A 13,884-nucleotide genomic window follows, 5' to 3' on the forward strand; every position below is an offset into this window, starting at 1 on the left:
AGATCATCTATAGATAATAAAATGAGAGGAAATAATGGTGAAGAAGGAAAATATGATGAATGACAAACTACGATCAAACGCAGGTAGCATAATTATTAAACAAGCTCTACAAGTAAATAAGAAACCATTTCCTTGGTTAAAAGCATTTAGTGCGGGGCTAGCGGCTGCCTTGCCTGTTATGATAGGACTATTCTTTGGCAATTTTCAATATGGTTTAATCGCAGGCTTGGGTGGCTTTACTTATTTATATGTTTTTAATATCCCTTACGCCCAGCGAGCAAAGAAAATATTTTCGGTAGTTATAGGATTAACGATTGTTACCTATTTGGGGACGATTAGTGCACCATATCCGCTAGCAGTTGCAATTATGATGGGAATCATTGGAGCAGTAGCAATTTTTGTTTTTGGCGCATTAAAAATAGCCGGTCCTTCTGCAATCTTTTTTGTATTGGTTTTTGCTATGACAACTGGAATGCCGGTAAATCCCGATGAAGCATTCCTAAGAGCTGGATTAGTATTTCTTAGCGGAATTTTATCGTGGATTATTTCGATGATCGGTTGGTTTTTTAATCCACATGGTCCAGAAACTGATGTTGTGACTAGGGTATATTTGCGTTTAGCGGAACTTCTGGATTCTGTTGGAACAAATAAATTCACTGAAGCTAAGCATAAAGTGATGGAAGTATTAAAAGAATCTGAAGAGACACTTTCGGCAAGCTATATTCCATGGCGAACAACAGACATGTTCAATCGATTATATCTATTAAATATAGATGCAAATAAGTTGTTTATTACGGTTGTTAAGAACTTTTCAAATGCGGATGCTCCATTACCTAAAGCGTTAGGAGAATCTACTCGAATGCTTGCGAATTCCTTGAACAAGCGTGAAAAGAGAGAAAAGACAAGTGTCTTACAACCTAAGGAGATGGAAGTAGAGGTAAGTCAGCTGTTCTCCACCATTTATAATGCAGATGCAATTCTAAATGAACCAATTAGTAAAGTTAAAGACTCGATTCAATTTGATAAAGCTTCCTTAAAAACTATTTTTATGGGTGCGTTTGATAAAAATTCAATCGTGTTTATTTCATCCGTACGCTTTGGAGTAATTACGGCCATTGCAGCAATTATTGCCTATCAATTTGAATTTGTTCGTTCCTATTGGATACCGTTATCTTGTGTAGCGGTGATGTCGGGTGCAACGATTGTAGCAACATTTCATCGTGCGATTCAACGATTTTTAGGAACGGTAATTGGAATAGTAATTGCCGGTTTCATTCTATCTTTTCATCCAACTGGCTTTGTTATAGCGTTGTTTATTTTAGTATTAACATTTATTACTGAGTTGTTTATCGTGAAAAATTATGGATTAGCAGCACTTTTCTTTACACCAAGTGCACTTTTAATGGCTGAAAGTACAAGCCGACAAGATATGTTTAGTTTTAATTATTTTGCACAAGCGAGAGTTATTGACATTGTAATCGGTAGTGCCATTGGATTATTAGGAATTTATATCGTAGGTAGAAAATCAGCTTCTAGCAGAATTCCACACCTATTGAGCAAAACACTTCGAAGTCAGGCACAATTTCTAATGGTACTTTTTTCGAATCAAGGAGAAGGATTTAATGCAAGAATGAGCAAAGAAAGAATGAAGATGAGGACGAACTTAAGTAATTTAGAAACCTTGTATAACACTGCCTCTGGTGAGATTCCGCCTAATCGTGAAGTGTTGGATTATTACTGGCCAGTTTTATTTCGGGCGAAGCATTTAGCATATTTATTAGAAAATTGTTCAAAGGAATCTACTAGGCCAATACTTTCCGATGACAAGTTAGCTCAAATACTATTTGCGTTTGAAACAATGGCAAATTCTGCATCACGGAATGTTTCGCCAAAGCAAATAGAGATCCCAGAAATAGATAGCTTTCCAAGTATCCAGAAGGAAATTCAATTCCTGCAAAAAGAACTCGGAAAATAGCGAGTGCAAAGCTAAAAGGAGCTGTTCCAAAAAGGGAAGACCATACTACTTTTGGAACAGCCTCCTGAATTTATCTCGTTTATTAACTTATTCTGTTTAATGGACTTAACATGTTAGGTGGTTTGTCAGCTCTTAATACAAAGGATTTTTAGCGTATATGATGTAGAGAACGGTCCACCGGTATCTTTAGTGGTTTTTGAAAGTATTTAGAGCAATAAAGGAAAGCCTATAAATATTGGAATGTCAACGTTTATAGGCTTTTGTGTTATGTGAAAACTCAATTGAAAAAGGTTGGTTTAAAATTTTTCCTCAAATAATTAGTGATAAAATTGCTAGGAAATAATTTTTTAGCTAGAAGCCTTTAATATGTTCTTAAATTCAAAATGGATTTTCATTTTCTTCCGTTTCCAAGTCTAAGAAATTGCTAACTTCTCTTACATAATCAGTAAATGGGTAAGATTTATATAGACGGCCCGATAATCGGACGGGGTCTCCAAAAAAGTACCTTTCATATTGCGTTTGTCTCGTTCCGAATGAACTCATTGTCAGGTCCCAGGCTAACCTAAATATTTTCACTCGATCCTCTGCGTTCTTGGTTGCTGCTTGAAGATACTGATCGAGATCGGCTCGAATAGGGGAATTAAATGCATTTTCAGTAGGCAAACCAACGAGTCCGCTAGCCCCAATTAATTGAATAATTTCGGTGAAGCGAGGATAAATTTTGGGGAAGATGTTATTGGCAACCTGAAGCGGAACAGTATTCGGCCGCATTGTTCCCCACTGGTCCAATGTCGCGTCATTTTCTGACTTTTCCAATAGAGCCTTCATTGTTTCAATACCAATGATGATCTCTGACAGTTTTTCTTGAATATGTTGATACTCGCTCACATTAATAGTCTGTACAAGAAGCTCAGCTAGCCCTAAAATGAATTCAGTTTTGGCAATTTGTCTGGTCACGGCTTGATGGACTGTAAAACTTTGAAAAGAACTTTGGAATGAGAAATCTGCGGCTGCCAGAGCATTGTCATAATAGAATACTCGATTCCACGGAACGAGTACATTGTCGAAAACGAGGATGGTGTCCATTTCTTCGAATCGAGAGCTTAGGGGGTGATTAAAAAGAGAATCTCCATCAACAAATGACTCCCTGCAAATAAATTTTAAACCCTTCGTATCTGATGGAATGGAAAAAGCAAAAGCTTCATCTTCATCTAACAAAAATTTAGGAATACTAAAAACTAATACTTCGTCGGTTAATCCGCCTTGAGTAGCTAAGAGGCGTGCGCCTTTAATTACGATTCCTTCTTCATTTCGATCAATCACGCGGGCAACAATAGGTTCTTCTTCAGAGGATTCTAAATATGAATCGGAACGATTTACTTGGGGTGGGACAAATGTATGGGCGAATGAAAGGTCTTTTTTCATCGCCAATTCATATATGGACTGGATATTTTCCGGAAAACAATTGGCTCTTCCTCTTAATAAGGGAGAAGAAGAGGCGAAACTCATTAAAGCGGAATTGAGGTAATCGGGACTTCTTCCTAACAAGCCTCCTGTTTGTTTAGCCCAGTGCTCACTTGCCTTTCGTCTTTTTATTAAGTCATCCTTCGTTTTGGGTTGCAAGAAGGAAAGACCAACAGAATCCCCTGTTTCTGGTGAATGGAAAGTCATCTCATCTTTAATTTCAGGATCATGCTGCATATTATATAGGGAAGCCTTTGTCTGAAGAATTCCTTTGAATGCAGGATGCTCAGAAATTTTCCCCTCAATCTTTTTGCCATCCAGCCAAATTTCAGTATCCAGCTGATTTATGCGATTAATAAAATCCGTCCCATTAATAGCTCCCATAATAACACTCCCATATCCATTTACTTTTATAATGCAGAGTTATTTCTACTGTATTATTTTATTAGTCTGTGTGTTTGCCTGTTCCCCCATTTTCCAAATTTCTTTAGAGGTTATTTACAACGAGCTATTTTGTTTCTAACTGGAATGGTATTTTATAATTGAATGGATTACAGCCAATGTGATGCACCATCCTTGACATAATTTCTGGATGATCAAAGCTAAAAATCCATGGTTTTGGAATCAAAAATGTTATACTTGTTGTAAAAAATTGATTGATTTTCAATATAAGCAGTTTTTCCCAATAGGACCAGTTAACGGAACAAAACAAAAGAAACGTCTTAACTAACTCAAAAATACTGTCCGAGCAAAGCACGGGAAGACAGGATTAATGGATGATGCTCTGTTAGGATTTAAATAAGGAGTGAGTGACATGACGTGGGTTGAATCATTACAGGCAGCAATAGACTACATGGAAGATCATTTACTTGATGACCTTTCGATAGAAAATATTGCCCAACAGGCTAATTTTTCAGTTTTTCACTTTCAGCGTACTTTTGCGATATTAACTGATATCTCTGTTGGTGAATATCTTAGACGTCGTCGCCTAACATTAGCTGCCTATGAGTTAACAAGATCAAATACAAAGATTATTGATCTGGCCTACAGATATGGTTACGATTCTCCCGAAGCTTTCTCAAAGGCTTTCAGGCGGCAACATGGTGTAACACCAAGTGAAGCACGAAAGTACACGGGAACGCTAAAATCTTATAACCGCCTGGTAGTACAGGTGAATATGAAGGGAGCAGAACCGATGCAAGTCAAAATTGTGGAACGTAATGGGTTTCAAATTGTAGGGGTTAAACGGGATTTTTCACTGGTTAATGAGGAGAACCTAGTGGGCATCCCAAAAATGTGGGATAAGATAAACGGAGAGGGTACTGACGAGCGATTGTTTAAATTGAACAATGGTCCGGTTGAAGGTGTTGTAGGTGTATGCGTTGAGAAAGATTCCGGGTCCATTGAATATTGGATAGGTACAGCACACGAGGGCAGTGCGCCTGATGGATTATCAAATTTGGAAATCCCCGCATCCAAATGGGCTGTATTTGAGGTTCACGGACCGATGCCGGATGCTATGCAAAAAGCGTGGAAACAAATTTTTTCAGAATGGTTTCCTTCAAGTGGTTACAAACACGCAGGGACACCAGAACTAGAGGTATATTCAGATGAAAATCCATCCAGTCCTGATTTATATTCAGAAATATGGATCCCTGTAAAATAGGAATCTAAAGCTGGGATTACACCGTGAATCCACTGCTACAAGAAAAAATTAAAATCCGCCATCGGGCGCGATTGCGGAAGAAATTAAGCCTAATTCCTCAGTAAAAATAAAGAGGGATTAGGCTTTTTCATTTTCCAAAGTCTTTAAGTTTCCCCATTGGTAAACGCGTTGGCGGTAAGTGGCAAATTTCATGGCAACTGCAGGTAAAATACATGTTGCTATTCCTCCCCAACAAACCTAAACGAAGCAATATGTGTACGCGACAACTTAATAACCTCCTCAATAAACGCTTCTTGAGAAGCTTCAAACTCGGTATTAATCCAATTAGATAACAGACCATAAAATCCATATGCAGTGTAACGTGTGAAGTAATTCATATCGACTGGTAAATTATTAATCGTCTCAAATTGAAACTTTTCCTGATAGATTTTTAAGATTGTCTGTGGAAATCTTGTGTGTAATTCTGGAATGGTATCTTGATAAGTTATCAACTCAAAAAAGTTACGATTCTCATAAATATAGGAAATGATGTTAAAGGATCTTGCAGTCAGATGATCTGTAGTGACCTTTTGTTTCGATTGATATGGTTTTCCTACAGCTTCAACAATTCCTTTGAGCATAGTGCAAAGCAGATCTTCCGCTAATTCATATTTATCCTGGTAATGGGTATAGAAGGTGCTTCGGTTGTATTTGGAATAATTGACAATATCTTTGACTGTGACAGAATGGAACCCCTTTTCTTTGATTAAGCCAATGAGTGCTAGCTTCAAGTGCTCTTTTGTTCGATTTTTACGTGGAGTTGAAAGTTGTTCTATCATTTGGATACCCCCGATAAACATTTATGTGTCAAATGTATAGTGAATAGACGATTATACATCAAATGTCTATCTGCTAGACATTGATGGAAATATTGATGGTTGGATTACTAAAAGTAACCAGCTATTATAAGTATAACAAACTATTTAAATAATAGGTTGTCTAACTATATTATACAGGGGGAAACAACAATGGGTAAACTACAAGATAAAGTAGCAGTCATCACTGGAGGAGTATCTGGTATCGGTGCTGCAACAGCGCGTTTATTTGCTGCTGAAGGGGCAAAATTAGTTTTAGTAGATTTTAATGAAGAAAAAGGTACTGCTTTTGAAGCAGAATTAAAAACTCAAGGTACGGAAGCTGTTTTCGTAAAAGCGGATGTAACTAGTGAAGCAGATGTTAAAAATATTTATGATACAGCACTATCAACATTTGGTAAAGTTGATGTTCTATTTAACAATGCCGGAATTGGTGCTGTTAAACCAACAGAAGAATTAACTTATGCTGAATGGAGAAAAACAGTAGAAGTTGACTTGGGTGGTGTATTCTTAGTTGCACAAGCTGCAATTAAAGAATTTTTGAAAGCTGGCGGCGGTGTTATTGTTAATACAGCTTCAATGTACGGTTGGGTGGGATCACCTGGCAGTGCAGCGTACAACGCAGCAAAAGCCGGTGTTATTAACTTAACTCGTTCTCTTGGTTTAGAATATGCTGAGCGCAATATCCGTGTAAACGCACTATGCCCAGGATTCATCGAAACACCAATCTTAGGTGAAACAGATAGAGAATTCCTCTCAAATGCAACTCCAATGAAACGTCTAGGTAAAGCAGAAGAAATGGCAAAAGCAGTATTATTTATGGCAAGTGATGACTCTACTTTCATGACTGGTAACAGTCTAGTTGTTGACGGTGGATATACAGCACAATAATAGATTGATATTAGATAACGAATCCATTTTGAACTTAGTTCAAAATGGGTTCTTTTTTATTGCTTAGTTTATCACCAGAATCCAGTGTTGAATCGCTTGAAATTAAATTATCGTAATAATTTATTGCAAATGGAAGAAAATAGGATGAGGAAAGGAGGGATTACAAATGTCTGTCAAAAATTGGTTAACAGGACTAGCGGCTTTACTTGCAATGTTTATATTTATGTCTATTCCAGGGCCACTAAATGTGTTTGCAAAACCTGGAGTAGAAGCGCAGCCTATGGATATAGTAAATGAGATAGTGGTCGAGTTAAACGATGATTACTTTAATCCAGATGTAATTACTATTTCAAATGGAGAATCGACAAAGCTGCTACTCAAAAATGTCGGCAAAAAAGAACATACTTTCACGGTAGAAAAGCTTGGTATTGACGTTGAAATCGAGCCTGGTAAAGAGAAAACCATTACCGTAAAACCAGAAAAGACTGGTACATATGAACTCATATGTCGCTTCCATAAAAATGAAGGAATGGTAGGAAAAGTAATTGTAGAATAAAAAATAGAATAGCGATAGTCTAGCTGGAACGCTATTCTATCGCTATTCTATATTTATGTATTTTTTACGGTGCGTTTCCTATACAAGCTTGGCTTCAATTCCGTTATTAAAATTGCGAACATAATTAAAGCGGCGCCTGTAATCATTTGCCCTGTAAGCACCTCATGTAAAAACAGGACGGATAATACCATCCCAAAAAAGGATTCTAATGAAAGGATAATCGCACCCTTTGTTGCAGTTGTATACTTAAAAGCAATATTTTGACAAACGTAAGCAATCGTTGTTGAAAATATTGCTAAGTAGATAATAGAATACATGGCTTCTTTTTCAAAGGTTGCTGGAATATCGCCTTGAATGAAAACAGCAACAACACCTATGAGCGATGCGGTGATAAATTGGACGATGGTTAGTGAAAGCGCATCTTCTTTTTTAACGAAATGATTCGTATAAAAAATATCAAAAGCAAAGGCTACCGCACAGGCAAGCGATAATACATCCCCGATATTGATTGTCATAGATCCTTGTAAAGAAATGAAGCCAATACCGATAATTGCTATAATGGACCCGACTGTTTCATACCGATCAACTTTGCGTTTATAAACCATGTAAGCAATTAATGGTACAATCACAACATTTACCGCGGTTAGAAAGGCATTTTTAGATGGTGTGGTGTATTCTAAACCAACCGTTTGTAATGCAAACCCAATATATAAAATAGTTCCTAAAATGGCTCCCTTCCAAATAACTGGCTTCGTAAATGTTTTGAATTTCTTTCTAAATAATAGTGAAAGGATTATGGCAGCTAAAACGAATCTTCCAGCCATCACTTGATAGGCTGTTAAATATTGTAAAGCAATTGCGGTTACAACGAACCCACTACCCCAAACGATAGCTGTAATAAGCAGCATTCCGTCTCCGATATATTGTTTCATCTTGGCACTCCTACTCTCTAGCTCTCCTATACATTCCTATCTATAATAGAGATGTTATAAGGAGAAGTAAATTTCAATAAGTATGATTATAAAACAAACTGAATAAAAATGGTTAAAAATGACACGATATTAATGAAGATTTTTGACCATATGTATATGGCAATTGTAGATTTTGGCAGTAAGATTAAATAGAGTTAATGTATAATTAGAATATGGCTTCAAATAGATAATTTAGAATGTCTATGATAATTTGAAGAGGAGATGAATAAAATGGCATTTAAGTCCAAGAATATCTTTATCAATTTACCAGTAAAAGATGTGAAGAACTCCACCAAATTTTTGACAGAAATCGGTTTTGAGTTAAACCCGCAATTCAGCGATGAGAACACATCCAGTATTATCATCAATGACAATATATTTGCTTTAATCATGAATGAGGATCGTTTCAAAGAGTTCAGTAAGAAAGAAATTGTGGATACAGCTACTGCCTCTGAAGCAATTTTTTGTTTATCGGCTGAAAGTCGAGAGCAAGTGGACGAGTTGGTAAATAAGGCAATTTCAGCTGGCGGCAAAACTTATAATGAGCCACAAGATCATGGATTTATGTATGGATGGGGTTTTCAGGACTTAGACGGTCATATCTGGGAAGTGGTTTATATGGATGAAAGTGCATTTTAATCATGGATAAATTTTAGGTAAAAAGTTAATTTATCATGTTTAATCTTCTAAAGGATGAGACAACCGATATATTTGTAAAGACGCCGATATATTTAGCAACCACGCCGATATAATTTGGAAACTCGCCGATATATGCACTCTTCACGCCGATATTCGACAAAAGTAGATCGTGGGGGTCAGGTATATAGTGCACCCCAAAAGTTGGAGGACAATTCTAACTTTTGGGGTGTTAATTGTGGGACGATGAACTGAAAGAGCTCTCCAAAATGCAGCAAATGCGATTTTACTTAATTCCGGGCAAGTTTGCGTTGCCGGTTCCCGGTTATTTGTAGAAAAGAAAATATATGATAATTTCATGAGTGATTTAGCGGATTATACAAAGAACTACAAGCTTGGGAATGGTTTTGATCCATCTGCTAATCTAGGTCCGCTAATTTCTGCTAAACAGAAAGAAAGAGTTTTAGGATATTTGGACCTTGGGCGGGACGAAGGAGCAGAAATACTAGTCGGCGGTAATGCAGTAGCAAATGAATTAGAAAATGGATACTTTGTTAAACCAACCGTGTTAGCCAACGTAAATAATAGTATGAGAATTGCTCAAGAAGAAATTTTTGGTCCAGTTGTTTCTGGTATACCGTTTACAGATATTGATGAGGTAATTAAATTAGCAAATCAAACCGAGTATGGATTGGGAGGTGGAGTTAACACCACAGACATACGTAAGGTCCACCTTGTAGCAGAAGGGTTAAGAACGGGTTCCGTCTGGGTAAATACTTATAATCTAATAGATCCTGCATCACCATTTGGCGGATATAAACAAAGCGGACTTGGAAGAGAAAATGGAGCCGAATCAATTGATTTGTATACGGAAACGAAGAGTGTATGGATTAATTTGGATTAATTATTTGCGTAGTCCACTTTGATAAGTAATAAAATCACTTACGAATAAAAGTTGTAATGTATTAAAAAAACAATTCTCTTTAGTCGGATAAAATATCCGGCTTATTTTTTTAGTAGCATGTTTAAATTGCTGCTTAGATTATACTTAAATGTTACATATTAATAAAAACGGGTCTAAAGGGCATACTAAACCATATTTATAGCAGGAGGGTATTCATATGAGTACAGAAAATAATTTACTATCGATTTTTGCCCTTGGTGGCTTAAATGAAATTGGGAAAAATATGTACGCGATTGAATATGGAGACGATATTGTGCTTATTGATTGTGGAAATAAGTTTCCAGACGAGAGTTTATTAGGAATTGATTTAATCATTCCCGATATTTCTTACATTATCGAAAATAAGGACCGTGTTCGTGCCTTAATTGTTACACATGGTCATGAGGATCATATTGGTGGAGTTCCTTTCTTCTTAAAACAAGTAAATGTTCCAGTGTATGCAACGAGCTTCACACTTGGACTTATTGAAATCAAATTAAAAGAGCATCGAATTTTAAGAGAAAGTGAACTTATTGATATCAACTCAGATTCAGTGGTTCAAATCGGTGAAATGAATATTAGCTTTTTCAAAGTGGCTCATAGTATCCCCGATTGTTTAGGTATTGTTTTTAACACTCCAGATGGAACGATTGTACATACTGGGGATTTCAAGTTTGATTTGACCCCTGAGAACAATGAGCGACCAGATATTCATAAAATGGCTGCGATCGGGAACAAGGGGGTACTGCTTCTATTATCGGAAAGTACTAATGCAGAGCGACCTGGTTACACTCCCTCGGAACAAATGGTAGGTAAAAATTTGGAACAGATTCTTATGAAGGCAAAACGAAAAGTGATCGTATCTACTTTCGCTTCAAACGTTAGTCGTATCCAACAGGTTGTCAATGCAAATAAAAAAACAGATCGTAAGCTGGCTTTACTTGGCCGGTCGATGGTGAATGTAGCAAAGGTTGCGATGGATCGTGGCTACTTAACGATTCCTAAAGATATGTTAATTGAGCCCCGTGATATAAATGAATTGCCACCAGAAATGGTGACTATTTTATGTACTGGAAGCCAAGGAGAAACAATGGCGGCCCTTAGTCGACTATCCACTGGAAACTTTCGCGATGTAGAGATTTTACCGGAGGATACGGTTATCCTTGCAGCAGGCCCAATTCCAGGGAATGAAAAGAATGTAACTAGTATCGTCGACAACTTATATAAACTCGGAGCCCATGTCATTTATGGTTCGGGAAGCAGTTCCGGCATGCATGTTTCCGGTCATGGTTATCAAGAAGATTTAAGGCTCATGCTTACCCTGATGAAGCCGAAATACTTTATACCAATTCATGGTGAATATCGAATGCTGCATCATCACCGAATGCTTGCAGAATCTGTAGGTGTAGAAGAAGGCAACACATTTATTTTAAAAAATGGTGATGTTGTTGATATTGAAAATTCTATCGCCCGAAGTAATCGAACTGTACCGAATGGGAACACTTATGTAGACGGTGTGGATGTAGGCGATATGGAATTTGTATTGCGTGACCGTAAAAAGATTTCAGAGGATGGTATGCTCATGATTATCATACCGATGAATAAACAGGAAGATAAAGTCCTCGCAGATCCCGAATTTATTTCTCGTGGATTCGTCGATCAGAATTTCTCTGAGCTTCGAAAAGGAATGAATCGAATTACAATAGAAACAATAAACGAGCTGCATGAAGCAAATCGATATTCATGGAATGTCATGAAAAAACAATTGAAAAGGGCCATCACTCAATATGTAAAAGAACGTACGAGGAAAGAGCCAATGATTGTTCCTATATTAATGGATATATAAAATAGAAGAGAAATAGAAGGATCTGGGACAGGAAATATATTTTTAATGAAGACCAGCACTTTAGTGAACTCTAAGTGTTGGTCTTTTTAGGTTTAAAGATTCAATATCGATAAGCGGCAAAAAATTGATAGCTAAAGCAAGAACATCAGCACGAATATCTACGCAATTTTTTTAAAAAAACATAAATTATTAATATAGACCTACTTCTGTTAGGGGGTGAGAGGAGATGAATCGTAGAAGAAGGAGGTCCCCACGTTTTTGTATTTTTCCAGGATATAATTGGTGTGGCCCAGGTTGCAGTGGGCCTGGTAACCCTATTAATGCTGTAGATGCTGCATGCAAAGAACATGACATTTGCTACCAGAAAACAAGAGATTATTGCCGTTGTGATGATCAATTCGTTAACCGGCTTGCAAAGCTTCAAAATCCTTATACCGAAGAGGGACGACATGCTAGACTAATGCATCAGTATATGAGAATACAACGAGATATCAACTGTCTTTTTAGATAGGAATGAGGATAGGTTTATTAATCTATATTTTCTCTTTGAGATAATTCGATATGTCTAGTGTCTAGTCCCTTATTGCACAAAAGTGATAGTGAAGTAGGGGACTGACACATTATTCTTATTGCAGCGGAACGATTAATTTGAATTAAGACTTCATTAAGCCGTCTTCTGTTTATTTATTTCTATCACGCGATCAAAGCTTGCATATTTTTCTTGAACAATCATAAATGCAATAGCCCCTAGTAAACTTGGAACCGCGAATGCCATAAATGCATGCTGTGGAGCTAGGTTCGTTGTAAGCAATAGGGCAATGGCAACAGGAGCAAGTATTCCTCCGATTCTCCCAACTCCAACTGCTATACTTAGTCCTGTTGCCCGAATTTCTCTAGGATAATATTCCGAAATATATGGATTGACTAAATTCTGTGTGCCGACTGTACATGCACCGGTTAAAGCAATCAATAGATATAATAATAGCGTATTGGAGGTCAAACTTAAGAAAACAAAACTAAGGGACCCGATGAAGAACATGGATATTAACACTCTGCGATGTCCGACGCGTCCAACTAAGATACCTCCAAAGATAGATCCGGTAATTTGGCCAACTGAGAGAACAAGATTAAAGGATAAACTTGAAGCGATTCCGTGTCCAGATTCTAGCATGATTTTTGGAAGCCATGTTGTTAAACCCGTAATTACTAACATCGAGCATCCGACTGCAAGCCAAAAGGCCAATGTACTAAGAAGCTTATTATCCGAGAATACTTTCTTAATAGGAAATTTCTTTGTACTTTCTTTAAAACGCTCATATTCAAAATTGTCTGTTGCTTGATAGTTGCCATCAGGGTCAACTTTATTGAGAATACTTGCAATATTATCCCCTTGTTTACGTTGAAGATGATAGGAAACAGATTCCGGGAACTGTCTCAAGAAAAATGGCAAAGTTAGGAATGGGATAATGCTAATCCAATATAAAAATCTCCACCCGAGACTTTCCATCAAGTACATTCCAATTAATGAAGCAAGGATTGCACCGATAGAATAACCGCAATACATGATTGCAACTGTTAATGCCCGTTTTTTCTTGGGCGAGTACTCTGCCATCACAGCTACAAGAATTGGCATCACTCCACCAAGCCCCAATGCAGCAACAATGCGCATAATCAGGAAAATATCAGCATTTGATGCAAATCCCGATAAAAATGTAAACACACTGAATAAAATTAAACAAATTGCGATAGCTTTTTTCCGGCCAATAATATCAGATAGAGAACCGAATAAAAACGTGCCAGTCATCGTACCAATGACGGAATAGCTGCTTATTGCTCCTGCTTCCACAACAGTAATATTATAATCCTCCATCATCAATGGCAATCCGATGCCATATAAGGCAACATCAAAACCGTCAAAGGCAATAACATAAAAGCACCAAAGAAATACGAGCAAGTGAAACTTGTTAAATTTACTGTTTGCCAAAACTTGTGATGTCTGAATGGTTCGCGTCATACGTTTTTCATTCCTTCCTAGTAGTTTTTATTCTTGTTTGCAAAATTTCCATGGTATTAACATTTACA

At 37.1% G+C, this 13,884-nt stretch carries 11 protein-coding genes and 1 pseudogene; 8 read left to right on the forward strand and 4 right to left on the reverse strand.

The genetic code is table 11. The annotated features are described in order from the left end of the window. The first annotated feature begins 37 nt into the window (after positions 1-37). Positions 38-1,975, forward strand: a complete 1,938-nt coding sequence (locus CWR45_RS06390) for an FUSC family protein (RefSeq protein WP_245975365.1) — start codon at positions 38-40, stop codon at positions 1,973-1,975. 378 nt (positions 1,976-2,353) lie between these two features. On the opposite strand, the gene hpaB is transcribed toward CWR45_RS06390, so the two are convergent. Next, positions 2,354-3,823, reverse strand: coding sequence for a 4-hydroxyphenylacetate 3-monooxygenase, oxygenase component (gene hpaB, locus CWR45_RS06395; RefSeq protein WP_115749045.1), 1,470 nt, complete (start codon positions 3,821-3,823; stop codon positions 2,354-2,356). Between the two features lie 430 nt (positions 3,824-4,253). On the opposite strand from hpaB, the gene CWR45_RS06400 reads away from it, so the two are divergent. Further along, positions 4,254-5,105: an AraC family transcriptional regulator gene (locus CWR45_RS06400; protein ID WP_115749046.1), complete on the forward strand. Its 852-nt coding sequence runs from the start codon at positions 4,254-4,256 to the stop codon at positions 5,103-5,105. Positions 5,106-5,323: 218 nt separating this feature from the next. Here the strand turns inward: CWR45_RS06400 and CWR45_RS06405 are convergent, their stop codons facing one another. Next, on the reverse strand, positions 5,324-5,923 hold the full coding sequence (locus CWR45_RS06405; protein ID WP_170138808.1) for a TetR/AcrR family transcriptional regulator: 600 nt from the start codon (positions 5,921-5,923) through the stop codon (positions 5,324-5,326). 189 nt (positions 5,924-6,112) lie between these two features. On the opposite strand from CWR45_RS06405, the gene CWR45_RS06410 reads away from it, so the two are divergent. Continuing rightward, entirely contained in the window at positions 6,113-6,850 is a 738-nt protein-coding gene (locus tag CWR45_RS06410) for an SDR family NAD(P)-dependent oxidoreductase (RefSeq protein ID WP_115749047.1), read from the forward strand. 166 nt (positions 6,851-7,016) lie between these two features. Beyond that, the gene (locus CWR45_RS06415; protein ID WP_115749048.1) at positions 7,017-7,406 is read left to right on the forward strand and encodes a cupredoxin domain-containing protein; all 390 of its coding nucleotides are present in this window, start codon (positions 7,017-7,019) and stop codon (positions 7,404-7,406) included. A 53-nt stretch (positions 7,407-7,459) separates the two neighbouring features. On the opposite strand, the gene CWR45_RS06420 is transcribed toward CWR45_RS06415, so the two are convergent. After that, on the reverse strand, positions 7,460-8,338 hold the full coding sequence (locus CWR45_RS06420) for a DMT family transporter (RefSeq protein ID WP_115749049.1): 879 nt from the start codon (positions 8,336-8,338) through the stop codon (positions 7,460-7,462). Between the two features lie 270 nt (positions 8,339-8,608). On the opposite strand from CWR45_RS06420, the gene CWR45_RS06425 reads away from it, so the two are divergent. The 4 genes and pseudogenes from CWR45_RS06425 to CWR45_RS06440 all read left to right on the forward strand — a co-directional run bounded on the left by CWR45_RS06425 (position 8,609) and on the right by CWR45_RS06440 (position 12,313). Beyond that, positions 8,609-9,016, forward strand: a complete 408-nt coding sequence (locus CWR45_RS06425) for a VOC family protein (protein WP_115749050.1) — start codon at positions 8,609-8,611, stop codon at positions 9,014-9,016. A gap of 262 nt (positions 9,017-9,278) precedes the next feature. Beyond that, positions 9,279-9,917, forward strand: a pseudogene (locus CWR45_RS06430) (aldehyde dehydrogenase family protein); the annotation flags it as partial. Positions 9,918-10,134: 217 nt separating this feature from the next. Further along, entirely contained in the window at positions 10,135-11,802 is a 1,668-nt protein-coding gene (locus CWR45_RS06435) for a ribonuclease J (RefSeq protein WP_115749052.1), read from the forward strand. A 226-nt stretch (positions 11,803-12,028) separates the two neighbouring features. Beyond that, positions 12,029-12,313: a phospholipase gene (locus tag CWR45_RS06440; RefSeq protein WP_115749053.1), complete on the forward strand. Its 285-nt coding sequence runs from the start codon at positions 12,029-12,031 to the stop codon at positions 12,311-12,313. A 153-nt stretch (positions 12,314-12,466) separates the two neighbouring features. On the opposite strand, the gene CWR45_RS06445 is transcribed toward CWR45_RS06440, so the two are convergent. After that, a complete protein-coding gene (locus CWR45_RS06445; RefSeq protein WP_115749054.1) occupies positions 12,467-13,816 on the reverse strand; it encodes an MFS transporter in 1,350 nt (449 codons plus the stop codon). Positions 13,817-13,884 lie beyond the last annotated feature (68 nt).

The organism is Oceanobacillus chungangensis, assembly GCF_003369565.1.
GTDB classification, from domain to species: domain Bacteria; phylum Bacillota; class Bacilli; order Bacillales; family Amphibacillaceae; genus Oceanobacillus; species Oceanobacillus chungangensis.